This is a genomic window from Pandoraea capi, from assembly GCF_902459735.1.
Classification (GTDB): domain Bacteria; phylum Pseudomonadota; class Gammaproteobacteria; order Burkholderiales; family Burkholderiaceae; genus Pandoraea; species Pandoraea capi.
Genome location: NZ_CABPRV010000010.1, coordinates 168857 through 194550 on the forward strand (window position 1 = coordinate 168857; position 25694 = coordinate 194550).

The 25694-nt window shown below is 63.6% G+C and carries 28 protein-coding genes; 14 read left to right on the forward strand and 14 right to left on the reverse strand.

Annotation, left to right across the window (positions count from 1 at the left end; all coding sequences use genetic code 11):
* Positions 1–43: 43 nt before the first annotated feature.
* The 10 genes from PCA20602_RS26420 to PCA20602_RS19650 form a co-directional block, all read right to left on the reverse strand.
* Positions 44–97 carry a 4Fe-4S binding protein gene (locus tag PCA20602_RS26420; protein ID WP_363322037.1) on the reverse strand — a complete coding sequence of 18 codons (54 nt, stop codon included), beginning with the start codon at positions 95–97 and terminating at the stop codon, positions 44–46.
* 257 nt (positions 98–354) lie between these two features.
* Positions 355–1281: a DMT family transporter gene (locus PCA20602_RS19610; protein WP_150722703.1), complete on the reverse strand. Its 927-nt coding sequence runs from the start codon at positions 1279–1281 to the stop codon at positions 355–357.
* 310 nt (positions 1282–1591) lie between these two features.
* Entirely contained in the window at positions 1592–2404 is an 813-nt protein-coding gene (locus PCA20602_RS19615) for a MetQ/NlpA family ABC transporter substrate-binding protein (RefSeq protein WP_069342191.1), read from the reverse strand.
* 68 nt (positions 2405–2472) lie between these two features.
* The gene (locus PCA20602_RS19620) at positions 2473–3126 is read right to left on the reverse strand and encodes a methionine ABC transporter permease (RefSeq protein ID WP_039400341.1); all 654 of its coding nucleotides are present in this window, start codon (positions 3124–3126) and stop codon (positions 2473–2475) included.
* Positions 3116–4150 carry a methionine ABC transporter ATP-binding protein gene (locus PCA20602_RS19625; RefSeq protein WP_150722630.1) on the reverse strand — a complete coding sequence of 345 codons (1035 nt, stop codon included), beginning with the start codon at positions 4148–4150 and terminating at the stop codon, positions 3116–3118. The genes PCA20602_RS19620 and PCA20602_RS19625 overlap by 11 nt, the downstream gene beginning before the upstream one ends.
* A 172-nt stretch (positions 4151–4322) precedes the next feature.
* Complete coding sequence (locus PCA20602_RS19630; RefSeq protein ID WP_150722631.1) at positions 4323–4745, reverse strand: response regulator; 423 nt, start codon at positions 4743–4745, stop codon at positions 4323–4325.
* A gap of 13 nt (positions 4746–4758) precedes the next feature.
* A complete protein-coding gene (locus PCA20602_RS19635) occupies positions 4759–5400 on the reverse strand; it encodes a response regulator (protein WP_039400349.1) in 642 nt (213 codons plus the stop codon).
* Positions 5401–5472: 72 nt separating this feature from the next.
* Positions 5473–5970, reverse strand: coding sequence for a ferritin-like domain-containing protein (locus PCA20602_RS19640; RefSeq protein ID WP_425495691.1), 498 nt, complete (start codon positions 5968–5970; stop codon positions 5473–5475).
* 247 nt (positions 5971–6217) lie between these two features.
* The gene (locus tag PCA20602_RS19645) at positions 6218–6379 is read right to left on the reverse strand and encodes a DUF1328 domain-containing protein (RefSeq protein WP_039374862.1); all 162 of its coding nucleotides are present in this window, start codon (positions 6377–6379) and stop codon (positions 6218–6220) included.
* 24 nt (positions 6380–6403) lie between these two features.
* Positions 6404–6580: a DUF1328 family protein gene (locus PCA20602_RS19650; RefSeq protein WP_042114863.1), complete on the reverse strand. Its 177-nt coding sequence runs from the start codon at positions 6578–6580 to the stop codon at positions 6404–6406.
* Between the two features lie 408 nt (positions 6581–6988).
* Between PCA20602_RS19650 and PCA20602_RS19655 the strand changes: the two genes are divergently transcribed.
* The 5 genes from PCA20602_RS19655 (at position 6989) to PCA20602_RS19675 (ending at position 10636) form a co-directional block, all read left to right on the forward strand.
* Entirely contained in the window at positions 6989–8479 is a 1491-nt protein-coding gene (locus PCA20602_RS19655; protein WP_174981346.1) for a sensor histidine kinase, read from the forward strand.
* Positions 8480–8620: 141 nt separating this feature from the next.
* Positions 8621–8827, forward strand: a complete 207-nt coding sequence (locus PCA20602_RS19660; RefSeq protein WP_039374866.1) for a CsbD family protein — start codon at positions 8621–8623, stop codon at positions 8825–8827.
* Positions 8828–8959: 132 nt separating this feature from the next.
* Positions 8960–9097, forward strand: coding sequence for an entericidin A/B family lipoprotein (locus PCA20602_RS19665; protein WP_039374867.1), 138 nt, complete (start codon positions 8960–8962; stop codon positions 9095–9097).
* A 144-nt stretch (positions 9098–9241) separates the two neighbouring features.
* Positions 9242–9826, forward strand: coding sequence for a hypothetical protein (locus tag PCA20602_RS19670; protein ID WP_217432464.1), 585 nt, complete (start codon positions 9242–9244; stop codon positions 9824–9826).
* A gap of 501 nt (positions 9827–10327) precedes the next feature.
* Positions 10328–10636, forward strand: a complete 309-nt coding sequence (locus PCA20602_RS19675) for a hypothetical protein (RefSeq protein ID WP_246182244.1) — start codon at positions 10328–10330, stop codon at positions 10634–10636.
* A 101-nt stretch (positions 10637–10737) separates the two neighbouring features.
* Here the strand turns inward: PCA20602_RS19675 and PCA20602_RS19680 are convergent, their stop codons facing one another.
* Both PCA20602_RS19680 and PCA20602_RS19685 read right to left on the reverse strand, forming a co-directional pair.
* A complete protein-coding gene (locus PCA20602_RS19680) occupies positions 10738–12150 on the reverse strand; it encodes a methyl-accepting chemotaxis protein (protein ID WP_150722633.1) in 1413 nt (470 codons plus the stop codon).
* Positions 12151–12486: 336 nt separating this feature from the next.
* Entirely contained in the window at positions 12487–13419 is a 933-nt protein-coding gene (locus PCA20602_RS19685; protein WP_246182245.1) for a LysR family transcriptional regulator, read from the reverse strand.
* Positions 13420–13564: 145 nt separating this feature from the next.
* Here PCA20602_RS19685 and PCA20602_RS19690 point away from each other — a divergent pair, with 145 nt between their 5' ends.
* The 3 genes from PCA20602_RS19690 to PCA20602_RS19700 all read left to right on the forward strand — a co-directional run bounded on the left by PCA20602_RS19690 (position 13565) and on the right by PCA20602_RS19700 (position 16401).
* Positions 13565–14356, forward strand: coding sequence for a sulfite exporter TauE/SafE family protein (locus PCA20602_RS19690; RefSeq protein ID WP_150722634.1), 792 nt, complete (start codon positions 13565–13567; stop codon positions 14354–14356).
* Positions 14357–14461: 105 nt separating this feature from the next.
* The gene (locus tag PCA20602_RS19695) at positions 14462–15409 is read left to right on the forward strand and encodes a PfkB family carbohydrate kinase (protein ID WP_150722635.1); all 948 of its coding nucleotides are present in this window, start codon (positions 14462–14464) and stop codon (positions 15407–15409) included.
* An 83-nt stretch (positions 15410–15492) separates the two neighbouring features.
* Positions 15493–16401, forward strand: coding sequence for a LysR family transcriptional regulator (locus tag PCA20602_RS19700; RefSeq protein ID WP_069342184.1), 909 nt, complete (start codon positions 15493–15495; stop codon positions 16399–16401).
* 106 nt (positions 16402–16507) lie between these two features.
* Here PCA20602_RS19700 and PCA20602_RS19705 read toward each other — a convergent pair whose 3' ends face one another.
* A complete protein-coding gene (locus tag PCA20602_RS19705; protein ID WP_150722636.1) occupies positions 16508–17614 on the reverse strand; it encodes an SDR family oxidoreductase in 1107 nt (368 codons plus the stop codon).
* 41 nt (positions 17615–17655) lie between these two features.
* On the reverse strand, positions 17656–18573 hold the full coding sequence (locus tag PCA20602_RS19710) for a MipA/OmpV family protein (RefSeq protein ID WP_174981350.1): 918 nt from the start codon (positions 18571–18573) through the stop codon (positions 17656–17658).
* Between the two features lie 276 nt (positions 18574–18849).
* On the opposite strand from PCA20602_RS19710, the gene PCA20602_RS19715 reads away from it, so the two are divergent.
* From PCA20602_RS19715 to PCA20602_RS19740, 6 genes are all read left to right on the forward strand, one after another.
* On the forward strand, positions 18850–19554 hold the full coding sequence (locus PCA20602_RS19715; protein ID WP_150722638.1) for a response regulator: 705 nt from the start codon (positions 18850–18852) through the stop codon (positions 19552–19554).
* A 3-nt stretch (positions 19555–19557) separates the two neighbouring features.
* The gene (locus PCA20602_RS19720; RefSeq protein WP_150722639.1) at positions 19558–20877 is read left to right on the forward strand and encodes an ATP-binding protein; all 1320 of its coding nucleotides are present in this window, start codon (positions 19558–19560) and stop codon (positions 20875–20877) included.
* Positions 20878–21117: 240 nt separating this feature from the next.
* Positions 21118–22254 carry a porin gene (locus PCA20602_RS19725; RefSeq protein ID WP_150722640.1) on the forward strand — a complete coding sequence of 379 codons (1137 nt, stop codon included), beginning with the start codon at positions 21118–21120 and terminating at the stop codon, positions 22252–22254.
* Positions 22254–22973 (forward strand): ABC transporter ATP-binding protein, encoded by a 720-nt coding sequence (locus PCA20602_RS19730; RefSeq protein WP_150722641.1) that lies wholly within the window; start codon positions 22254–22256, stop codon positions 22971–22973. The genes PCA20602_RS19725 and PCA20602_RS19730 overlap by 1 nt, the downstream gene beginning before the upstream one ends.
* A 39-nt stretch (positions 22974–23012) precedes the next feature.
* Positions 23013–23951, forward strand: coding sequence for an ABC transporter substrate-binding protein (locus tag PCA20602_RS19735; protein ID WP_240493519.1), 939 nt, complete (start codon positions 23013–23015; stop codon positions 23949–23951).
* Positions 23952–23953: 2 nt separating this feature from the next.
* On the forward strand, positions 23954–25615 hold the full coding sequence (locus PCA20602_RS19740) for an ABC transporter permease (RefSeq protein WP_150722642.1): 1662 nt from the start codon (positions 23954–23956) through the stop codon (positions 25613–25615).
* Positions 25616–25694 lie beyond the last annotated feature (79 nt).

A 25694-nucleotide genomic window follows, 5' to 3' on the forward strand; every position in this document is an offset into this window, starting at 1 on the left:
ACTCCGTAAGTCGGTGCGGTGCGCCGGCATCATGCAAACAGCGTTACGTTGTGCGGGCATCTGACGGGCACACGCGCACGCACCGCAGGCATTCCACCCCGATGAAGTCTCACCCGTTCCCCGTGCTTCGCGTGCGGTCGCTGCTCTTTGGCCCATGTCCGCGTCTTGTGACGGTGCCCGTGGGCACCCTCTTTTACTTGCCGTTCAGGCTATCGCCGTTATTTGACAAAACGGTGACAGCATCGGAATTGCCACAAATACCTGGACGATGCCTCGCCCATTAAGGGCATTGCCGCAGCCGTCTGAAGCGATGGCTTTGCGCGTGCCAGGAAGGCAACGCAGCGAAGATCCCCGTCAAGTGGCGCTTCTGGACTCCGCCGACGTCCGGATCGTCATGGCGGCGACCCCGGCAACGACACACCCGAGCCCCAGCCAGGCTGACGTAGATAGTGACTCCCCAAGGAACACGACGCTTATCGCGACGCCGATGGGAACACGCAGATAGGCTTGCGCGGTAGTACCGACCGACCCGAGTGTCTGTACGAGTCGAAAGTAAATCACGAACGCGATCGCGGTCGAAAAGAGGGCGAGTGCTGCAAGCGCCATCAGTGATTGCCCCGAAGGATGGAGTGTCCAGGGACGGTCAACCAGCAGACTGGCTGGGACAAGCAGGGTCGCACCGACAATCAGCGAACCCGCAGCAGGAACGGCTGGCGAGAGCCCTGCGAAGGACCGTCCGTAGATCGCCGCCGCCGCATAGCAAACCGTCGCTGTAACGATCGCCAGTTGTGGAACCAGTTGCTGCCCGAGTCCTCCGAATGCGCTGACACCAACGACCAGGCATATCCCGGCAAGCCCCGAGACGACGCCGAACGACTTGCGCACTGTCATGGGTTCATGGCGAGTGATAAGCCATGTTCCGAGAAATGCCATGACCGGCGAGGCCGAGTTCAGGATCGTCGCCAAACCCGCGTCCACCGAACGCTCGGCCCATGCGATGAGCGTAAAAGGAACGACGCTGTTCAACAACGCCTGCACGAAGAAACGACGCCATACAGCGGGATCGCGCGGCATTGAAATACGCTGAACTCTCATCCAGAGCAGCAAGACCGATCCGGCAATTAACGTTCTCGCCGCGATGAGCGTTAGCGGGGGAATCGTAGCGACGCCGATTTTGATGAATGTGTAAGATGCGCCCCACAGTGTCGAGAGCGTCAGGAGCAACGTCAGATCAAGAAAGGCGTTGGGTTCGCTCGTCGCGGTTGTGCGTGTTTGCGCCAATTCGTTCTCGCCATGAAGGGGGTCGGGATCCACGCGGCTTGTGAGGCGCCGGATGAGGTGGATTATGCGAGCGCCCTCGGCGCTAACGCTTCAGCCTGGCGTGAAATGTGGATCGCCGCTACGCCGAATGGCGGCTTCGGGTTGTGAATTCAACCGGTGGATGCAACACACTGTGCATCCACGAATCGACCGCTTTGACGGGGCCCAAAAAAACGGCAACGCCGTAAAGCGTTGCCGTTACCGCAGAGCTCGCCGTCGGACGGTGAACCGTCCCCCGGCGTCCTCAAATGCGTTTGCGCACGATGACCGATTACCAGGCCGTCACGACCGAGCCACCGAACTTCTGCTCGATGAATGCCTTCACTTCCGGCGAGTGGTAAGCCTTGATCAGCTTGGCCACCCACGGCTTGTTCTTGTCGGCCGAGCGAATCACGAGCACGTTGGCGTACGGGCCATTGGCGTCTTCGATGGCGATCGAATCCTTCTTCGGGTTCAGACCGGCTTCCATCGCGAAGTTGGTGTTGATGACGGCCACGGCGACGTCGTCGAGCGAGCGCGGCAGTTGGGCGGCGTCCAGTTCCACGAACTTCAGCTTCTTCGGGTTTTCGGCCACGTCGATCGGCGTTGCCTTCAGGCCAGCGTCAGCGCGCAGCTTGATAAGACCCTGCTTTTGCAGCAACAGCAGCGCACGGCCGCCGTTGGTCGGGTCGTTCGGCAGCGACACCTTGTCGCCCGTCTTCAGATCGGCCAGCGACTTGATCTTCTTCGAATAGATGCCCATCGGGAAGATCACGGTCTTGGCGATCGATTCGAGCTTGTAGCCGCGATCCTTCACCTGCGCGTCGAGGTACGGCTGGTGCTGGTAGCTGTTCACGTCCAGATCGCCCGACGACAAGGCCGCGTTCGGCTGCACGTAATCGCTGAACTCGATGACCTTGATGTTCAGGCCGTCCTTGGCCGCGACCTTCTTCACTTCGTCGAAGATCTGGGCGTGCGGGCCGCCCGTGACACCGACCTTCAGATTGACCGCGTCAGCCGCCGTAGCGGTAGCCGCGAATTGCGTAGCGAAAACCGTAGCGGCACCAACTCCTGCCAGCAGCTTGAAAAGCGTACGACGTTGCATGGAAAACCTCGCGTGTGTGAATGAAGTGCCGGACTCGTCGGTCCGGCGACATTGTTATGTGGGACGTATTACTTGTGGCTCAGCCGACGCACCAGCCAGTCGCCGAACGTCTGCACCAGTTGCACGAAAACGATCAGGATCAGCACGACGGTGATCATGACTTCCGGCAGGAAGCGCTGATACCCGTAGCGAATCCCGAGATCGCCCAGACCGCCGCCGCCGATGGCGCCCGCCATGGCCGAATAACCGACCAGGCTCACGAACGTGATCGTCAGACCGGCCACGATGCCGGGCAGCGCCTCGGGCAGCAGCACCTTCATGACGATCTGACCGGTCGTCGCGCCCATCGACTGGGCGGCCTCGATCAGGCCGCGATCGACTTCACGCAGGGCCGTTTCCACCAGACGCGCCACAAACGGGGCCGCCGCAATCGTGAGCGGCACCACCGCTGCCATCGTGCCGATGGACGACCCGACGATCAGTCGCGTGAACGGAATCACGGCCACCAGCAAGATGATGAACGGCGTGGAGCGCACGGCGTTGACGAGGATCCCGACGATGCGATTGGTCGGCAGGTTCTGCAACACGCCGTTACGGTCCGTCAGATACAGCAGCACGCCCAGCGGCACGCCCACGACAGCACCGATCAGACCCGAGATCCCGACCATGATGAGCGTCTCCCAGAACGACGAGACGAACAGATCGAACATTTCACTCCACATGGCTCAGCTCCTCGACAACCACGCCTTCACTGGCGAGGAACGCCATGGCTTCGGCCACACGGGCCGGTGTGCCGCCCGCCATCACGGCAAGCGATCCGAATGCCTGCCCCTGGATCTCGTCGATCTGGCCATGCAGGATGTTGAAATCGAGTTCGTAGCGGCGAATCGCCTCGGACAGCAGCGGCTGGTCGACGCCCGCGCCCGAAAACGCCAGGCGGTACAGGTGATCGTGACCGTTACCGATACGCGACGCCACGCGCTCGCGCACACCCGCGGGCAATTCCTGCGCAATCACGTCGCCGATCAGCGCACGGGTCACGTCGTGACGCGGACGCAGGAATACGTCGATCACGGCCCCTTGCTCCACCACGCGGCCGGCATCGAGCACAGCGACGCGGTCGCAGACCTGCTTGATGACTTCCATCTGGTGCGTGATCAGCACGACCGTCAGGCCCAGTTCGCGGTTAATCCGCTTGAGCAGGTCGAGAATCGAGCGGGTCGTCTCCGGATCGAGCGCCGACGTGGCTTCGTCCGAGAGCAGCACTTGCGGCTCGCTGGCGAGCGCGCGGGCGATGCCCACACGCTGCTTCTGGCCGCCGGAGATCTGCGACGGATAGCGGTCCTTCTGCGCCGTCAGGCCCACGAGTTCGAGCAACGGCAGCACTTTGCCGCGAATCTCGGCGGCCGACATGCCCGCGAGTTCGAGCGGCAGCGCCACGTTCTGATAGACGGTGCGTGAGCTGAGCAGGTTGAAGTGCTGGAAGATCATGCCGATGCGTCGACGCGCCTGACGCAGGTCGTCCGCCGACAACGACGTCAGATCCTGACCGTCGACCCGCACCGTGCCGTCGCTCGGACGGTTCAGCAGGTTGATGACACGCACGAGCGTGCTCTTGCCGGCGCCGCTTCGGCCGATGATGCCGAAGACTTCGCCACGCTGGATCGACAGGCTGATATTGGAAAGCGCGTCGATCGGCCCCTTGGGTCCAGCGAAACGCTGGGTAATGTTCTGGAGTTCGATCATGCAAAAAAATAGCAGCCCCACTGCAAAACCGCCCGCAGTGCCGCCGCCAAGACTCTATTTAGCGCAAAGGCGACATTCTAGCCCAAGCGCCTAAATAGTTGAAAATAATAAAATTTGATCTCTTTATATGGATTTTAGGAGGTAAGGAATCGATGACCGCCAACGGGCGAAGTCAGGCCTGCCGACCGGTCGCAAATTCGTCCAGTACCTCGATGACCCGGTCGAACTCCAGCGATTTGTCGAAAAAGTACTGCACACCCAGTTGCTGGCAGCGTTTGCGGTACGTCGCCAGGGCGTAATTCGTCAAGACGATGGCCATGAGCTTTTCCAGCATTCCCGTGTCGTGCAGATACGACAGGACGTCCATGCCCGAGCCGCGCCGGAGCTGGATGTCGACGATGACCGCGTCGAAAGAATCGTTTTCCAGGGTGCGAACCGCGTCATCGGCCGTCTCCGCCACACCTGTGACCTCGAGCATCCCGGTCGATCCGAGTGCTTCGGACAGGCTCTCGCGAATCACCGCCGAATCTTCGATCAGCAGCACCTTCAGGGGCAAGCGGGACCCCGTAAGCGTTGCCGCGTTCCCGGTTGACATGACAGCCTCTCTATCAACTTATCAAACCGTTCTTGAGCGCATACAGCGTCAGGTCGGCATTGGTTTTCAAATGCATCTTTTCCAGCACCCGCGCGCGATAGGTACTGACGGTCTTCACCGACAAATGCAACTCGTCGGCGATTTCAGTGGGCGTACGCCCCTGAGCGAGCTTGCAGAACACCTGAAACTCGCGCTCCGAGAGCTGCTCGTGCATCGGTTCGTCGACCGGCTTGTCAAGCTTCTGCGCCAGCAGGTCCGCCGTGACTTCGCTGACATAACGGTGACCGCGTGCGACCGTGCGAATCGCCCGGATGATTTCCTCGGGCGCCGCGTCCTTCATCAGATAGCCATCGGCCCCGGCGCGCAGCAGATTCACCGCGTATTGCGCTTCCGGATAGGTCGACAAGAACAGGACACCCTGCTCGGGTCTCAACTGCTTGATCACGCGCAGGGTGTCGATGCCGTTCTTGTCAGGCATGGCGATATCCAGCAGCACGACATCGAATTCGGTTTCTCGCACGGCACGAATCACCTCGTCCCCGCTCGCGGCCTCGCCCAGCACCTCCATATCCGACTCGTCGGCGATGAATTGCTTGAAGCCGGTACGAACAATGGCGTGATCGTCGGCAATCAGGATTTTTATTGTCAGTGACATCTAAGCTCCAGAGACTGTCCCCGTCGGCCTCCTGGCCGCGCTCGAACGATTTCGGTACGCGTGCCATGGCCGTCACTCCCGGTCGAGCAGATCCCGCATATCGTCGGCATGCTCTTCCTCGACAGAGAGGATTTCTTCGAGCATGCGACGCGTCGTGGTATCCCGGTCGCCCAAATAATGAATCATCTCGCGGTAACTCTCAATCGCAATACGTTCTGCCACGAGATTTTCGCGAATCATATCCCGCAGGCTGGTACAGGTAACGTACTCGGCGTGGCTGCGCGACGACAGGCTGTCGGGGGAAAAATCGGGCTCGCCGCCCAGTTGCACGATACGCGTCGCAATGCGATCCGCGTGATCCTGCTCCTGGGCCGCGTGCTCGGCGAATTCGGCCGCTACCGGCTCGGCATGAATGCCGGTGGCCATGAAATGGTGACGCTTGTAACGCAGCACGCAGACCAGTTCTGTCGCGAGCGCGTCGTTGAGCATGTGCACGACCGCGTCGCGATCGGCGCGGTAGTCCTCCGTGACAGCACCGTCATCGAGGTGCTCACGGGCACGCTCGCGCATGGCGCGAACGTCGATTTCGAATTCATCACCCGCGTGCTGGCTGTGACCATTACCGGTCATCGCGTGCTTGGTGCGCTTGGCGTGCTGTTTGGCTTGCTTGGCGGTATGCATTGGCGAATCCTCCTGTAGCGGTTTGTGCGTCGGACGGGGTTACGAAGGGAACCATGGGAACCATAGGAACCGTGGGGACGCGCGCGCCGGATGCGGCGAAGGGCGGCTATTGCCGCCCCGCGTTCCCTGACGGTGACTATCGTCGGACCACCCCGAAGAGCAGCGTGACCAGAAAGATCACCAGGAAGATGAAGAACAGGATCTTCGCGATTTCGGCGGCACCCGCAGCGATTCCCGTAAAGCCGAAAACTGCGGCGATCAACGCGATCACGAAAAAAACGACGGCATAGTGAAGCATCGCAACCTCCTTGAATGGTGATGGCTAGTCGACGATCTTCTTGGCGACGGTCAATCCAAGCAGCAGGAAGATCACGAACAGGACCAGGAACAGAACGAACAGAATCTTCGCGATCCCGGCCGCACCCGCAGCGATCCCGGTGAAGCCCAACAGACCGGCGACGATGGAGATCAGTGCGAACAACAAAGCCCACTTCAACATGGCGTTCTCCTTGTTTATTGCTTCATTTCCCGGAGACTTTTCCGGCTCCCCGTGGCTGGCACGTCTCGCATCCGGGGGGATCGACGATCCTGATCGCCCACATATGAAGCGCGTGAAGCACAGGGCGCTGAATGAATAGTAGAAAAACGCCGCTGGCGGGACTGCCCGCGCGGCGCTGGTTTTTACGTAGGAATTGGCTGACAATTGCCCGAAAGGTGCAGTTTTCGCCGTATTATCGAAGCACCCGACGTCGCCTTATGCTCTTGCACGTCGCAGGATATCGGGCGGCAAGGCCATCGCCGCATTTCGACATACGCCCGCCAATCCCCTATCAACGCCACTCAAGGCCCCCATCTCCCAATGCCCCGATTTACGTCCTGGTTGCGTCGCAGAAGCTGGATCATCGCCATGATCGCCGCGATCGTCATCACGGTCGGCAGCCTGATCGGGCTGGAATCGGCGCACCGCCGTCTCGCGTCCACTTACGAAAGCGCGCTGCAAAACATGATGGCCGCCAACGAGCTCAACGAGATCATTGCGCGCACATCGACCGTGGTGGCGAGTCAGCGCGGCTATCTGCTCACGAACAATCCGGTGTATCTCGATCCGTATCTCTCGGCCGTGCGACGCATTCGCGACCTCTCGGCACTCATCATCCAGCACTATCAGGATGTTGGCGACGATCAGGCCACACGCGAATTCGCGCGGGTCATGAAAGTCTTCTCCGAGCGCATTACGGCAATGGATACGGCGCGTGCCGCCGTCACGCAGGGCGAGATGTCGCTTGACGAAGCGCTCTCCCCCTCGAGACTGGGCATCGGGACGATGGAGCCCGTGCAGACCGGCATCACCGATCTGTACAACCGCGAACTGGCGCGGGCGCGCACGGCGCAGGACGACGGCCGCTTCGATCAGGCCATTTCGGCCGTGAGTGCCGGGGCCCTCTCGGTGCTGACGATTCTGCTGTTCGTACTGTTGTTCCGCTCACTCGGCAAGCAGATGCGACAGGAGCAACTGGCGCGCGATCAACTGCACGAGCAGCAGGCGCATCTCGACCGCCTCGTGCGCGAGCGCACCGAACAGCTCGACGAGCTGGCCACTCACTTGCAGAACGTCAGTGAAGATGAAAAGACGCGCCTCTCGCGCGAATTGCACGATGAGCTGGGCGCTATTCTCACTGCGTGCAAGATGGACGTCACGTGGGTGCATCACAAGGTGCGCAGCGTCGATCCGGTCATTGCGGAAAAGCTCGCACGTGCGCAGCGCAATCTCGACTCCGGCATTCAGATAAAGCGTCGCATCATCGAGAACCTGCGCCCGACCGTGCTTATCAACTTCGGACTCGTCACGGCCCTGCGCTCGCTCTCCGAGGAGACGGCCGATCAGCAGCACTGGCAACTCGATCTCGATCTGCCGGAAGAAGACTTCGCGTTACCCGAGTCGACGGCCATCGTGCTGTTCCGCGTGGCGCAGGAGGCGCTCACGAATGCAGGCAAGTACGCGCGTGCCACGCAGGTACGCGTGGCGCTGGCGTGCGACGACCAGCGCGTAAGACTCGAAGTCATCGACAACGGAATCGGCCTCACTTCGGATCAGTTCAACAAGCCCAAAACGCACGGCCTGTTCGGCATGCGTCAGCGCGTATCCGCCAAGGGCGGGCGCATCGACATCCATTCGCTGCCGCAGCGGCTCGGTACCGAAATTCAGGTGGTGCTGCCGCTGTGCAATCCGGCAGACGCCCTCGAAATCGCCACAGAAGTGACGGAAAGCACCGAGTTCACCGAACGTCCTGTCACCCAGGCACCGTCGGCGACCGCCGCCTCCGCCGACGACAAGACCGGCGAGCCGTCCTCCGGCACGCCGGCGCAGCCTCCACACCCGCCAGTCGGAATGCACTGACAGCCCAACCCGACTCCGCCTACACCGCGACGAAAGCGCGGCTGACAGCGCGAACCCTTCGCACTCCCTACCATGGAATCACCTGCCAACGCCCTGCGGGGCGCGGTATGTGAATCCAACCCACCATGATAAGGAGTTGCTATGAACTCGGATCTGATCAAGGGCAAGTGGAACCAGCTCAAGGGCGAAGCAAAGAAGCAGTGGGGCAATCTCACCGATGACGATCTGCTCAAGATCGAAGGCAATCGCGACAAGTTCGTCGGCGTGATTCAGGAACGTTACGGCAAGGCCAAGGCCGATGCCGAGCGCGAAGTCGACACGTGGAACAACCAGCACAAGCTCTGGTAATCCGGCGTCGCGGCGTCCATAGCGCCCTCGGGCCGCTCACGCAGGCCGAGCTCGCCGGGAGGTGAGCCACGGTCCTCCCCTCGCGCTTCCCATGCGCCTCGAACGACAACATCTCTCCAAGGAGAAATCAAAATGAAACGATTGATCGCCATCGCTCTGCTTTCGGGCTTCGCACTGGGCCTCGCCGGCTGCAACACCATCCACGGCGCAGGTAAGGACGTCGAGAAGGGAGGCGAAGCCATTCAGGGCGCCGCCGACCGTAACAAGTAACGATTGCCGCGCTACGCCGCCCCCTGGCGTGGCGCATCCCCCGGTTGCCCCCCAGCGACACACCGGATCCCTCGGATCCACGACACGCGGCGCTCGACGTCGCGCCTCATGCTCGCCAAATCCCCAGCCAAGGAGGACTCTGAGATGTCACATCGAATCGCCATGAATGTCCTGACCTGCGCCTGCATCGCGGCAGCAGGCATGCTGAGCACCACGGCAGCCAGCGCGGCCGATGCCGCCGCCAAGGACCGGTACGACGCCGCGCAGAAATCCGCCGAAGCGGACTACAAGGCCGCCGCCGCGCGTTGCGACGACATGAAGGACAACGCGAAGAAGATCTGTGTCGAAGATGCGAAGGGCAAGGAGAAGATCGCCAAGGCCAACGCAGAAGCCGACTATAAGCAAACGCCCACGGCGCGCTACGATGCCGCCGTCGCCAAGGCAGACGCGGACTACAGCGTCGCCAAGCTGCGTTGCGACGACAAGAAGGGCAACGACAAGGACGTCTGCGTGAAGGACGCCGACGCCGCCAAGACCAAGGCCTATGGCGACGCCAAGGTCATGCGCACGAGCCGTGAATCGTCGAAGGACACCATGGCCGCACGCCAGGATGCCAACGCCGATGCCAACAAGGCCCAGTACAAGGCCGCCATGGAACGCTGCGACAGCCTGACGGGCAACAGCAAGGACAGTTGCGTCGCCGAAGCCAAGACGCGCTATCACCAGTAAGCAGGGCCGTCGCCGAAATTCCCCAAATTTTCGCGGACGGTCACCCAGGTTTGGCAGGGAGGAGACGGCGTCCCACGCGAATATCGCTGGACGCCGGCAACGGGCGAATGCTGCGCAAGTGGCATTCGCCCGCTGTTTTTGTGCGACACGCGCCAGCGCCATGTAAATGAATGTAACAAGTGTCGCGCAACGACCCGCTCTGCGCGGTCGGTGCGCGGCGGGGCGATGTCAACCGAAACCAGCGCAAAGCGTTGATTCTGCATAGAATAAGGGCCTGATACACACGTTTGGCGGCCGCTTTTCTACGCCCGAACGTTCCCCATACCCCTCCCGTTCGCATACTTTGCAACAATTGCGACAGGACCGCGTTTCGGAACTTCAGTAAAGTAAAGCCAAGGAATCTGACGAATCAGGGTGCCGGCGGGCACCGGGCGCGTCGAGCGGCATGGTGCCGTTCGGGCGCTGTCATCAGTACGCTGCCAAGTCCGCAGGAGAAATGTCATGAAAACCAAGTTTGCCGCCCTTGCCATCGTCGGGGTCGCGCTCGCCGCGGGTGCGATCGGAACGGCGCAGGCTCACGTCTCGGTCGGGATCGGCATCGGTGTACCGCTGATCGCGCCGGCCCCGGTCTATGCGCCGGCCCCGGTGTATGTCGCGCCGCCCCCGCCGGTCTACGTCGCCCCGCCGCCGCCCGTCTACGTGGCGCCTGCGCCGGCCTATTACGGCCCGCCACCGGTGTATTACGGTCGTCCGTACGGCGGCTATTACGGGCGTGGCTACTGGCGTCATGGCCGCTGGTACGGCTATTGATCGACGGCTGCCTCCGGTACATCCGGCATCGAATGAAAAACGCGCCGCCGACGGCAATGTCGGCGGCGCGTTTTGTTGATGACGCCAGCGCGTGTGAAGTGTCAGCGCGCCACGCGATAGGCGATCCGGAAACCGCCCCAGTGCCGCCCGTTCACGTAAATCGGCGCAGACGCATCCTTCATCACGACAAACTCTCCGCCGCCCATGTCGCGACGATACGTTTGCAGCAACAGCGGTTTGGTATTGCGTCCGGCTGCCGCCCCGGTGCGATCGTTGAACAGCCGTCGGTTACGGCAATGCGCGGCGTTCCATACCGGATCGTTCGTCGGCGCCTGCGAAAACTTGCGGTTATGCGTGGGCAGATAGCCATTCTCGTCGACGGCCGCACAGAAGGTGATGCGCTCGTTCATGCCGAGTAGCGGCTCCTGAATCGCGGGCAGTGTCTCGTCGGTAAAGCGCGTGAAGCGCGCCATCAACTGTTGCGGGTTGGATCCGGGAATCGGCTCGTAGCGCCGGTCGAACAGTTCCTGCTCGCTGATCTTCCCCTTGGCCAGCGCCGCCTCGAAACTTTCCCCGACCTGCCGGGCCGCGCGACGCACCGCGCGAATGAACGGTGTGTCTTCGGTTTCGACGTCCGCTTCGGCAATCAGGCCAATCAGGTGCTCGGAGACTGACAGCAGACCGTTGATACGCTCGCGCGCGCTTTCGACGTGATCGGCCGAATGCGTCACGCCATCGGCCATCTCATCGACGTGCGCCGCGAGCGTGTTGCATTCGTTTTCGATGGCTTCGCTCGCCTGCGCAATCTGTCCCGCCTGACGGTCGAACGTATCGAGCGCGCTGCCCGCCGTCTCGATCACGCTGGCGATGGCGCGCGTGCCTTCGCGGGCATCGTTGGCGCGCGCGACGTTGGCATTGCTCTCGCGCATGAGACGTTCGGTGCGCTCGCCAAGCGCAGCGAGCGTGTGCTCGATCTGCTGCGTGGCCTCGGCGGTCTTGCTCGCGAGTAGCTTTACCTCCGTTGCAACGACGGCGAAGCTGCGTCCCGCCACACCGGCGCGCGCCGCTTCAATGGCCGCGTTCAGGGCAAGCAGGTTCGTCTGCCGGGCGATGACGGAAATGCCTTCGGCCACTTTGCCGACGTGATCGAGCGCTTCGCGCAGCCCGGATATCTCGTCCGCCATACCGGAAACGCCTTCGACCAGCCCGTGGATCGACGCAAGCGATGCGTCTGCCGTGCTGCGCGACGCCGAAATTTCGGCGCTCGCGCGGTCGGCGACATCACGCGCCTCACGTGCGGCGCTGGCAATGCGCTGATTGCCTTCGCTGGTATCGGTCGCGGCGCGGCGAAGCTCCTGGAACACCTCGGCCTGTCGCTTGATCCGGACGGCGATTTCATCGACATTACCGGCGATATCGCACAACTCCACCCCGAGGGTGCCCGCGTTGGCGGCCACCTCGCTCATGATGTTGACGGTCTGCGCGGCTCCCCTTGAGCGCGTGAATAGCCCCATCGTCAGTCTCCTCGCATCTCTGATCTGCTTGTTATGACGAGGGCGGGACGGTCGCCGGAACTGCCGAAAAACGTAAAACGCCGGGTAGACGTCTGCGCCACACGTTCGGGTCTCTGTTGACCCTGTGTCGAAAAGTATAACGGGAGAAAAAACGGCCGACTTGAGGGTTTCTTCGCGTGGTTTTCACCCACTCAGGCCGTGTTTTCCCTGCACTTTCGACGCTTTTGATGTTATGCGGCCACACTCTCACGCACGGCTTACGCGGGACTTACGCGGAAGATAGGCGGGACATGCTAGGCGGGACATGCGCGAGACATACGCCGACCTCGGACCGCATCAGGAAGCGCCATCGTCGCTATTGCCGCGATCAGCCCCCGCCACCGCACGGCGCAAGGCCTCGCCCACGGCGATGACCAGATCCCCGGCATCGCGGCGGCGCAGCAGGGCGACTTCGCTGCCGGCATCGGCGTCTTCCAGCGCCACGCGGCAGACGTCCGATCCGGCCAGCGCGGCCAGGCTCTCAGGCACGACGGCAACCCCGAAGCCGGCCGCGACCAGATGAACGAGCGTCGCCTTGCGCGAGGTAGCCACGGCCGCCGTGGGGAAGAATCCATGCTGCTGGCACAGCTGCGCCACGCGGTAGCTCAGCCCGCCGCGCTCGCGATGCGGCAGCGAGACGAACGGCGCCGAAGCGAGCGCCGCCACACTCACCGACGCTCTCGACGCCAGCGCATGCCCCTTCGGCACGAGCAATAGCAGACGCTCTCGCGCCATCGTCTCGCAAACGAGCGTCGGCGCGGGGCGCAGTACCGGCAATCGCACGAGTCCGACGTCGATCCGTCCCGCTTCGATCTCGTCTTGCTGCTGCTCTGACGACAACGTCGAGATATCGACGTTCACCCCGGGATGCGCGCGCAGATGCGCGTATAGGGCCGCCGGCAGCGCCCCGGCAAACGGCACCGAGCTGGAATGCGCGAGTCGCACCGTACCCTGCTCGCCGCGCGCCACGCTGCGGGTGAGCGCCACGGAGCTTTCGAGTTCGGTAAGCACGCGTCGCGCTTCGCCCACGAATGTGCGACCGGCGGGGGTGAGCGTCACCCCCTTGGAGGAGCGTTCGAGCAGCACCGCCTGCAATTCCCGCTCCAGCTCGGAGATCTGCCGGCTCAAGGCGGATTGCGCGACGAAAAGACGCTCCGCCGCCGCGCTGAACCCACCCGCGTCGACCACTTCGAGGAAATACCGCAACTGCCGCAGCGACACCATGACCATGCCGTTTCGAGATCGAATATCGCCACATTCTATATTGGCGCGACACCCTCACGCGGCCCTAAGCTGACGGAAAACCCGCGTGCCCTCGGTCTACGCGGCCCGCAGCTTCTCGTCCTGACCTCCGTCGAAACGTCCCTCCGCCGCCATGCTTTCAACGCTGTCCACCGCCCTGCCCGACACCCTCGCTACGCTGACGGCCGCCCTTCCGACGCCGGGCCACTGGCTGCTGATGAGCGCCGCCCTGGTCGTCGCGTATGTGATCTTCGGCGTCGCGGGCTTCGGCACGGCGCTCGTCGCCAGCCCGATCCTCGCTTACGCGATGCCCGTGGCGCAGATCGTGCCGATGCTCGCGCTGCTCGACTTCGGCGCGGCGTCGGGCAACGTGGTGCGCAACGCGCGCGCAGCGGATACGGACGAACTCAAACGTCTGGTGCCCGCGCTCGTGCTGGGCAGCCTGATCGGCGGCGCATTGCTGCTGCACCTGCGCCCCGACGTTCTGCTGCGGGCGCTCGCATGGTTCGTTTGCGCCTACGCGGTCTTTGCGCTGATCGGGCCACGCGCGACATCGCGTCTGTCGCAGGCGTGGGCGGTGCCGTTCGGCGCGCTCGGCGGCATGTTCGGGGCGATGTTCGGCAGCGGAGGGTTCGTCTTCGCGATCTATCTGACGAGCCGGTTGGAGCGCGTCGAAGCCATGCGCGTGACGCAGGCGACGCTCATCGGTCTGAGCACCCTCGTGCGCGCCACCTTGTTCCTGTTCGCGGGGGTCTATGCCGACGTGTCGATGCTCGTCACCGCGGTCTCGCTCATTCCCGCAATGATGGTCGGCATGTGGGTCGGCAAGCACATCACGCTGCGCCTCTCGCGGCAGCAGTTCGTGAGGGCGGTAAATGTCGTAGTACTGGCTGCGGGCATCGCTTTGCTGATCCGCAGTCACTGACCGTTCTCGCTGTGGGTTCGCGCTGTGGGTTTCTCGCGGTTCGATCAGCGAGGGTCGGGTATGCTGACGGCCGTTCTCACCTGATCGTCTCGCGACGCCTCCGTCATGTCCCTGCCTGCCCTGCTGGTTTTCGGCGAAGCCCTTACCGATCTGATTCGCCAGCCGGACGCCGAGGGTCGCCAAGGCCAGCAAAATCGCCAATGGGTGAGTCGCGCGGGCGGTGCGTGCTGGAACGTCGCACGCGTGAGCGCTGCGATGGGCGTAGCAACGGGTTACGGCGGGGCGATCAGCACCCACGCCCCGTTCGGTACCGAATTGCTCGCCCTGTCCCGTGACGCCGGACTGGACGAGCGCTACTGGCAAGCCGTCGATGCGCCACCGCTCGTGGCTGTCGTGCATCGTCACGATCCCCCCGCGTACTTCTTTCTCGGCGAAGGCGCCGCCGATCTGGCATTTGATCCCGGCGCATTGCCCGACGGCTGGCAAGACGCCGCCCATGTCGCCCACTTCGGCTGCATCAGCCTCGTGCGCGAACCGCTGGCGGGCACGCTGCTCGACCTCGCGACGCAATTGCACGCGCGCGGCGTCGCCATTAGCTTCGATCCGAATCTTCGCAATCTGATGGGGCCGGACTATTTCGCGACGTTCGCACGCATGGCGAAACTCGCCACGTGGCTCAAGTTGTCCGTGGAGGATCTGCGCGGCCTGTATCCCGCGCGGACCGACGTCGATGCACTGGCAGACGTGCGTCGCCTCGCGCCGCAGGTTGACATCCTGCTGACGGACGGCGAGCGCGGCATGCGACTCTTGCTGGCCGACGGCACGACCCTCGTCCAACTCGCCTATCCCGTGGATGTGGCCGATACCGTCGGCGCGGGCGACGCCGCCATCGGCGGGTGGCTCGCCAGTCGGTCACGCGCACCCGAGGCCCCCGTGACCGACCATTTGCGGCGCGCTGCGGCGGCCGCCGCCCTCGCCTGCACCCGTACCGGCGCGCATGCGCCGGACTGGGATGCGGTCGAGCAACTCATCGCCTCACGACGTCCCCTCTGAGCGCCTTTCGTCACCCGCGCCAATCATCCGAATAATGGCTATGATGAGAGCCAATCATCACCATAGCCGATAAATTCGACGATATGACGCCGGACCAATTGCTGACATTCGCGACGGTGGCCGAACTGGGCAACATCAGCCACGCGGCGCAGGCATTGCACCTGTCGCAGCCCGCGGTCTCCGGACAGTTGCGGCTCTTGCAGGAGTCTTTCGGCGAGCCGCTCTACCGGCGTGACGGACGCGGTATCCGCCTGACGGCCGTCGGCGAGCAGGTCGCGGTGTACGCCAACAAGCTGCGTCAGGACTACCGTCAGGCGATCGCACTGCGCGACAGCCTGCGCGGACTCGAGACCGGCGCGCTGCACATCGGCGCCAGCACCACGCCCGCGAGCTACCTGTTGCCGTACGTCATCGCGGAATTCCACCAGCGCTACCCGGCCGTGGCGCTGCACATCATCGACGGCAACACCAGCGAGATCGTCGCGCAGCTCGACCGGCTCGACGTGGCCTTCATCGAAGGCGCGGTGCCGCCGGGGTTGTCACCGGAGATTGCGGTGCGTCCGTGGCGTGACGACGAGATCGTCGCGATTGCACGCGCCGACCATCCGCTCGCGCAAACGCCCGAGGGAGCCTCGTTGCAGGCCATCGCCGCCTATCCGCTCATCATGCGCGAGCCTGGGTCCGGCGTGCGGGCGCTGGTCGCGCGCGCGTTCTCGGTCTCCGGGCTGGAGCCACGCGTGGCGCTCGAACTGGCGGGGGTGGAAAGTATCAAGGAAGCGGTGCGCGCAGGGATGGGCGTGGGTTTCGTCTCGGCAATGTCGATGCGCCATGAAGACGCCGCGCTCGCCACCGTGCGCATCGATCCGCCGCATGGCCTGAAGCGCCTGCTGACGGCGCTCGTGCCGCATGCCGATGCCTTATCGCGCCCCACCGAGCGCTTTCTCGCGCAATGCTTCGCAGGGGATGCCACCGATCCGGCCGCCTTGCGGTGACACGTGACGAAGACCCCATCGTACGCCGCACGGCACTCGTCGCACCGCGAACCGGACCGGCGCGCCGAACCGGCCTCCTCCGGTCCTGCTTCAAATCGCTTTCAAGTCATTTGAAATCCCACGCCATCTGCTCGGCCACCGACGTCGACTCGGATGAGCGCACGCATACGTCCAGGTAATCGGTGACCGACGGCGGTGGCGGCGTGCCTTCGGACAGGAGACGACGGTTGTCGAACACGTAGTCGAGCGCCGCGAACGCGCCGTAGCGTCGCAGCGCCTTGGCCATCAGACGGCTGTTGCCGTGTCCGAGCTGACGCGCCAGTGCGGGCGTCAGACGGTCGATCTCGGTGTCTGCGATATGACGGAAGCGCTCGCCCAGCGGCGCCACGCCACGCGCCTTCGCCAGCGCCGCCTCGATCTCGCGGATGGTGCGCGCACTGCCCTCGCCCGCCGACACGTGATACAGGTCGTGACGCAGACGCGGCAGGAACGCCAGATCGATCAGCGCATCGGCGCAGTAGTCCACAGGCACCACGTCCAGCCGATCGTCCAGTCCACAGGTAAAGGCGCCGAGCAACTGCACCATCCGAAACATCCAGAAGATGCTGCCCGACGGTTCGCATCCGAGACGCGTGTGCCCGACCACGATGGACGGCCGCGCGATCACCAGCGGCAGGCCCGGCCACTCCTTGCGCAAGCGCCGTTCGGCTTCCGCCTTGGATGCCGTGTACGCAACCACCTGATGATCGGCAAGCGCCAGTTCGTGCGATTCCTTCACCAGCCCCGAGAGCGAATCGCCGCAAGCCATGGCCGTGCCGACGTGTACGAAGCGCTCCAGCACCGGTGACGCGGCCACCGCACGCGCGAGCGCCAGCGTGCCGCTCACGTTCACCGTGTTGAGCTGCGGATGCGCGGAGAAGCTGGCAATCGCACCGGCGTGGATCACGTGCGTGACGCTGCGCATGCGCGGGTCGTCGTCGAACGTCATCGGCTGCGCAAGGTCGCCGCACACGATATTCGCTTCGGTCAGCGTGAGCCGGTGGACGGGCGCGACGCGAAAACGGTCCATGGCGGCGCGCACGCGGGCAAGACCATCGCTGCTGGTGCGCGCACGCACGAGCAGCAACAACGACGGACCGAAGCCGTCCTTGAGGAGTTGGGCGACAACGGCGCCGCCCACAAAACCGGTACTGCCGGTGACGAGAATTCGCATGGCTTGGGCCTCGCAACACTAGGGGAAACGAAACCGCGACGTCAGAACGTGTAGTCGAGCGTGGCGGCGACCTGATAGTTGGTCTTCTTGAAAACGATGGGACTCTTCGACGCGTTGCCGGTGTAGCGCATCACACCGCCCGCGACCGTGGTACTCCAGTGCTTGGTGAACTTGTGTGTCCAGTTGGCGGTGAGGCTCACGCCGTACAGACCGCCGCCCGGCGCGTATTGCCGGTAGCCGGAGCTCAGGCTCTGATTGGCCGTCACACCGAAATAGGTCTGTGCATACTTGCCGCTGGCGAAGTGCGCGGCCGCACCGACGCCGACCGAATCCGCCGCCGACTGATAGACCACGCTGTCCACCGCGAAGCGATAGACGTTGCCGCGATCGCGGTTGGTGAGTGGAACGTCAGTCGCCACACTCACGACCGCCAGATCGCCGATGGCGTAACCGGCCTGCAGCGTGGTGAAGAGCGAGCCTTTGATATCGCCCATGCCGCGCAGCTTGTCGGAACCGGCATCGAGCCCCTTGGGGTGGTCCTTGCGACCGCCGTCGTACGACAGCGCCGCGGACACGAAGAAACCGGCCGGTAGCGACAGGCGATAGCCGATGCCGCTCAGTCCGACGAACACGCCGAAAGGCGTTTGCAGCGCGAGATTCAGCGCAGGCGTGGCGTGGTATTCGTCGCTGCCCATGTAGCGCGGCGAATACCCGACGCCGCCGCCGATGGTGAACTCATAGCCGCTGTCGGCTGCATTGGTCGGCAGGCTCTGATCCTGCTGAATGCCGCTATAGCGTGCCGGCTCGACGGCATACGCCTGCGAAGCAATGCCGGCGAACAGCAGTCCCGCCGCACCGGCCGCTGCAAGTCGATGCAGATGGCGATGGCGTTGCTCGCGTTGCGCCGTGCGAAGGTGGCACGCTGAGTTGCGGGCTGAGTTGCTGTGGCGGCTTTTCATGGCACTCCTACAAGATCCGATAAGTGTTTGAATTTCGATTGCGGGGGTTGGCATTGCGATCGACGGATGCAGACGGATGGATCGCAAGGTGATCGCATAGTAGGAAAGAAGCCGCCGCGTGGCTGTTATCCGATTTAGGAGAGTTGTGAACAAATGTTTTCATTTGTTCGCAGGTTTGAAACGTCCGCCCGGCGGGGCTTTCGGGCAGTAAAATGCGCTTCACCGGAGTGCCGCCGATGGCGTGCGGCACCGCACAACAGGAAAGGAATACCGGCCATGTACCGAGTCTTGCTGGTCGAGGACGATGCGCGTCTGGCCGCACTCGTCACCGAATATCTGCACGCCTACCGCTTCGAAGTGGCGGTCGTGGGCGATGGCTCGCGTGCCCTGGAGCGTTTTCGCGCGTTTTCGCCTGACATCGTGGTTCTGGATCTGATGTTGCCCGGCATGGACGGCATGGAGATCTGCCGCCAGTTGCGCGCGGTCAGCGCCACGCCGATTCTCATCCTCACGGCGCGCGAGGACACCTACGATCAGGTCGCCGGCCTGGAGGTCGGCGCGGACGATTACGTCGTCAAGCCGGTGGAACCGCGTCTGCTGCTCGCACGCTTGCGCGCCTTGTTACGACGCGCCGTGCCGATGGCCGAGGTGGAAGTCGAGAGCGACGACGGGCTCACCTTCGGGCAGTTGCGCATCGTTCCGCGCGATCGCATGGTGTTCTGGCGTGGGGCGAGCGTCGAATTGAAATCGAACGAGTTCAGCCTGCTGCTGATTCTGGCGCGGGGGGCGGGGCGTGTCGTCACGCGTGATGAAATCCTCCAGCAACTGCGCGGGATCGAATTCGACGGCATCGATCGCACGGTGGACGTGGGCATTTACCGGTTGCGCAAGCGCTTCGAAGACACCGATGGCGAGCCGCAACGTATCAAGACCGTTTGGGGCCGGGGTTATCTGTTCAGCCCGTCCGCCTGGGAGAGTTGACGCATGTTTCGCGTGCTTTTGAAGTTGTACGCGCTGGTCGGCATCTCTGTCGTCGCCGCGATTCTGATCATCACCTACACGTTCGGCCATCTGTTCATGGACACCATGAACCGCTCGGCGCAGACGCAACTGGGCGGCTACGCGTGGCTCATCAACGAGAAACTTGCCGACATCCCGGAATCCGAATGGCCGCAGTTCATCGCCGAATTTGCGTCGAAGACGCAGGACACGTTGGAGCTCAAGCCGCTCAAGGACTTTCCTGTCGAGCGTGAGTATCTGCGCCACGAACTTGAAGCGGGATTGCCGATCGTCAACGGCACCGACGGCGAGCATTACGCCATGCGCCTGCGCGATTCGCAGTGGGTATTGACCTCCGCGAGCGGCACCGACCTGAGCATGAAGCAAATCAACTACCTGGCCTATGCGGTGGTGGCGTTACTGATGCTGATCGCGGTCCTCACGTGGGTGCGCTGGTACTGGTCCGATCTGAAGTCGCTGAACCGGGCGGCGATTCGGTTTGGCGAAGGCGATTTCAGTTCACGGGCGAAGGTGTCGAGCTTCTCGAACCTCACGGCGCTGGTGGGCGTATTCAACACGATGGCCGATCGCATCGAGCGTTCCATCAAGACGCAGAAGGACATGATCAATGCGGTGTCGCATGAACTGCGCACACCGATCGCACGGCTGGATTTCGGGCTGGAGATCTTGCAGCAGCGGCGTCACGACGCCGATGCCGATGACCGGATCAATGCGCTCAAGGGCGACATTCGCGAGTTGGACGAACTCGTCACCGAGTTGTTGTCGCTCGCGCGTCTGGACCAGATCACGGCGCCGCCGACGCGTCAGTGGGTGTCGCTGCGACTGATGTTCGACAGTCTCGCGGCGAACTGCACGGAAGTGCTGGCGGCGCGCTCCATTGCGCTGGACATCGCGGCGGAGCCGGGCGCCGATCGGGTGGAGGTCGAGCCGAAGCTGTTGGCGCGGGCGGTACAGAACCTGCTCAACAACGCGATGCGACATACCTCGCGACGCATCGTTTGCGGGGCGAAGACGAGCGAGAACGGTGAGATCGTGATTTACGTCGACGACGATGGCGAGGGTGTCCCGGCGCCAGAGCGTGCCCGCATCTTCGAGCCGTTCCATCGTCTGGACAGCAGCCGCAATCGCGCGACGGGCGGCTTCGGTCTGGGGCTGGCCATCGTGCGCCGCATCGCCCTGCTCCACGGCGGCCGCGTGGGCGTCGAAACCTCCCCCCTCGGTGGCGCACGCTTTACGATCACCTTGCCGGCTAATCATTCGGCTTCGTTCGGCCCGACGCTGTGAGCGCCGACCGCATCACAGGCTTGTCGCGTTATTCAATTGCAGAAAATTAGCGTTTCTCGTTAGTTTGTGCAATTAAATAACGCACCCTCCCCTCATTTCCCTCATCCCCCTTAACGGCCGCCACGCCCGGTCGGCCAATGCGCCCCCCCCTCCTCGTTGGGATGACGATGCATTGTCATTTTCACGACATGTTGGCCGCTTACATTGGCGGCTCAATTTAATCCCAAAGAGGACCTTGTCATGAAACCCAACCTCCGCATCGCGGCGGCCGGGGGCTGTCTGGCGTTCGCCAGCTGCCTGCCCATGCCCGCTCTGGCTCAGTCTCACGTTCAGCTCTACGGGCTGATCGACTCGGGTGTCGAATTCCTTACCAACGCCGACAAGAACGCCGCCGGCAATACCGTCAGCCTCTCGCGCATTACTTCGGGCAACCTCGCAGGTTCGCGCTGGGGTATCAAAGGCACTGAAGACCTCGGTGGCGGCAATAAAGCGTTCTTCCTGCTCGAAAACGGCTTTAACCTCGCCAGCGGTCAATCGCTTCAGGGCGGTCGCGAGTTCGGACGTCTCGCCTACGTCGGCCTGTCGAACAAGTCCGTCGGCGCTTTCTCGATCGGCCGTCAGGGCGGTGTGTTCCTCGATTGGGTTTCCAAGTTCAACCCGCTCAACAACGCCGTCTACGCCATCAAGATGCAAGACACGGCGTTCTCCGACCGTCTGGACAACAGCCTGCGCTACACCGGCAAATTCGGTGACTTCGAAGGCATGATCCAGTACTCGAAGGGCTACGACGACGTGAGCTTCGGCGCCGCCAGCACCACGCCGGGCGACAACCGTCGCGCGCAGGTCGTCGATGCCGGTATCCGCTACGCCAACGGCCCGCTGTCGTTCGTGATCGCCTACGACCAGAAGAACGGCGGATCGACGCTGCCGAACGCCGCCATGACCTCGAAGGTCGGCGGGTACGAAGGCAACATGGACCGCCGTATCGCCGCCGCCGTGCGGTACTCGCTGCATAGCGTCGATCTGTACGTCGGGTATCGCTACCTGAACGCCAAGGCCATCCACCTCTCGGCACTGAACAAGAGCCCGGTGGAAGCGTCGAGCTACTACTGGATCGGCTCGACGTGGCACGCCACGCCCGCCGTCGACCTCTCGGCCACCGCCATGTATCAGGACTTCTACGGCACGAACCGTGATCCGCTGTCGTTCCAGGTCAGCGCCGACTACAGCTTCTCGAAGCGTACCGACGTCTACCTCAACCTCGGCTACGTCTTGAACCGCAACGGCTCCGATCTCGGTCTGAACGGTTTCGGCACCAACGTGGTCGCCGGCAAGAACCAGTTCGGTACGATGGCCGGCATCAAGCACACGTTCTGATGACGAGCGACACCCGCCCTTCGCAAGACGGCACGACGCCGTCGCGCGCGGGCGTGTCCGTGTCGCTGCGCGCGCTGCACCAGACTTTCGGTGCGGCGCGCGTGCTCGACGGCATCGACATCGATGTCCCGGCCGGCACCACGACCGCCCTGCTCGGCCCCTCGGGATGCGGCAAGAGCACCCTGCTCAAGCTGCTCGCCGGCCTGCTCGCCCCCACCGGGGGCGAAATCCATTTCGACGATACGGTGGTTGCCAGCGCCAGCGTGTGCCACGCCCCCGAATTGCGCTCGCTCGGCATGGTCTTTCAGGACTACGCCCTGTGGCCGCACATGAGCGTGGCCGCCAACGTGGCGTTCCCGCTGGAGATGCGCGGCGTGAAACGCGCCGAGCGCGCACAACGCGTCGAAGACGCGCTCTCGCTCGTGGGACTCGCAGGTCTGGGCAACCGTCGTCCACAAGCGCTCTCCGGCGGCCAGCAGCAACGTGTCGCCCTCGCGCGCGCCATCGTCTCGGCGCCCCGTCTGCTGCTGTTCGACGAACCGCTATCCAACCTCGACCGCGATCTGCGCACGCGTTTGTGCGCCGATATCGGCGCGCTGCTCTCGCGTCTGGGCACCACCGCTGTCTACGTGACCCATGACCGCGAAGAAGCCGAAGCGCTGGCCGACCAGATCGTGATCCTCGCCCACGGGCGCGTTGACAAACGTATTACGAGGTAGCCCATAATGCTCCACCGCAAAATTATCGCGACACTCACCATGGCCTTTGCTGCAAGCGTCGGCGCGCAACATGCGCATGCGCTGACCGTCTATACCGCCGGCCCCGGCAACCTCAGCAAGAAACTCGCTTCGGGTTTCGAGAAGAAGACCGGCATCAAAGTCGATGTCTTTCAGGCCACGACCGGCAAGGTGATGGCCCGCATCGAAGCCGAACAGGCCAACCCGCGTGCCGACGTGCTCATCTCGGCCTCGTGGGATACCGCACAGGATCTGGAAAAGCGCGGCTGGCTCGCCCCGTTCCAGAGCGCCAACGCTTCGCGCGTGCCGGCCCCGTTCAAAACAACGCACTACGTCGCGCAAGGTCTCTCCGCACTCGGCATCGTGTGGAACGCCAAGTCGGGCACGCCGGAACCGCACGACTGGCGCGACCTCACCAAGCCCGCTTATCGCAATCTCGTGACGATGCCGGACCCGGCCCTCTCGGGCGCATCGGCCGACCTGTTGCTGGGGCTGCAAGCGCGTCTGGGCAACGAAGCGTGGAAGCTCTTCGACGACCTCAAGCAAAACGGCATGGTCGTCTCGGGTCCGAACGCGCAAGCGCTCAACCCGGTGCTGCAAGGCGCGAAGGCGGCCGTATTCGGCGCGGTCGACTACGTCGCGTACGCGGCAGCGGCCAACGGTGAAGCCGTGAAGGTGCTCTTCCCGACGAGCGGCACGGTCATCGCACCGCGTCCGATGATGATTCTGAACACGTCGAAGCAGCAGAACGAAGCGCGTCAGTTCATCGATTACGTGCTCTCCGAAGAAGGCCAGCAGATGGTCGCCGAAGCGTGGCTGATTCCGGCGCGCGAAGACATCGCCATCAAACGCGCCTCGTTCAAGGATCTGCGTCTGCTGCCGCAAGGCGACGCGCAATCGTCGAGCGCTTCGCGCGCCGAAGTGCTGGCACGTTTCGCAAAACTCAACGGCCAGCACTAACGGTGAAATCGCTCCGACTTCTTCCCACGGCGACCGTCGTAGCGCTCGCCGTCGTGGTGGCGTTGCCGGTCGCGTTCGTTCTGTTACAGGCAGTCTTCCCGCACCTCGCACAGGGCTCGCTGCGCGCGCCCTTCTCCGCTGTCTGGCCAACGCTGTCGCATAGCGACACGTTGCCGCTCGTCACCAACACGCTGCGACTGGGCCTGTCGGTGGCGCTCGGCACGGCGCTGGTCGGCGGTGCGCTCGGTGCGGTTCGCGGTCTGTTTCATGTACCGGGCGCACGGCTCTGGGATCTGTGCTTCCTGCTGCCGTTTCTGGTGCCGCCGTACCTCGCGGCACTGGGCTGGATGCTGCTGTTGCAAACGGGCGGCTACGCCCAGCAACTCACCGGACTCGACGCCGGACGGTTCCTGTTCTCGCTACCTGGCCTCGTCTTCGTGATGACGCTCAACATCTTCCCCGTCGTCTACTTCGCCGTCTCGCGCGCACTGGCCACGACCGGCTCGCGGCTGGCTGACGTCGCTCGCGTGCATGGCGCCTCGGCATGGCGTGCGTTCCTGCGCGTGACGCTGCCGCTGGCGTTACCGGCGTTCGCGGCCAGCCTGCTGCTCGCGTTCACCATGGCGATCGAAGAGTTCGGCGCGCCTGCCGCGCTCGGCGCGCGTGCCGGGTTCTCCGTACTCGTCACGTCCATCGAAGGCCGCTTCGCCGACTGGCCGATCGATCTGCCCGGCGCATCGATCCTGTCGGTGGTGCTCGCCGTGCTAGCGCTGTTCGCGTTCGTATTGCAGCATCGACTCGCGGCGGGCAAGGACTTCGAGACGCAGACGGGCAAGCCCATCGCGTCGCCGCCCCGTGCGTTGGGACGCTGGACGGTCCCCGTCATGCTTGGCTTCGGCGCAGTAGCCTTGCTCGCCACAGCCGCACCGCTGTTCTCGATCCTGGCGACGGCCTTCTCCGGCACGCTCTCGGGCGGGCTGTCGATCGCCAACCTGACGACGGCGCACTTCACGGCGTTGCTCGGTCAGGGCGCGGAAGGGCTCGAAGCGCTGGCGACGAGCCTGTCGCTGGCACTGGGCACGTCACTGGTCACCGGCGTACTCGGGTTCCTGTGTGCGTGGTGCGTCGTGAAGTCGACGATGCGTGGACGCGTGCTGATCGACGGTCTCTCGCTGCTGCCGCATGCGCTGCCGGGCATCGTGGTCGGCGTCGGCCTGATCCTCGCGTGGAACCTGCCGTTCTGGCCGGTCACGCCGTACAACACGTGGGGCATTCTGTTGCTCTCGTACTGTTGCCTGCTCCTGCCGTATCCGGTGCGATACACGAGCGCCGCGTTGCGTCAGATGGCGGCCTCGCTGGAAGCGGCGGCACGCGTGCATGGCGCGCCCGCGGGCGTCACGCTGCGACGCATCACGCTGCCGTTGGTGATGCCCGCGCTCGGCGCATCGCTGATGATCGTGTTCGCCATCGCCTCGCGTGAACTGGTGACGTCGCTGCTGCTGGCGCCGAGCGGCGTGCAGACCGTCTCGATCTTCGTCTGGCGTCAGTTCGAACAGGGCTCGATCGGTCAGGGCATGGCAATGGGCGTCGTGTCGATGGCAGTGAGCGGCACGCTGCTCATGCTGGCATCGCTGCTTGGCAGCAAGCGCGAGAGCACCGCCTGATCGGTGAACACGGGCAGATGGCCGTCTTGCAACGGCCATCTGCCCTGTCCATACCTCACACTCGCCCGTGCGCTCGCCC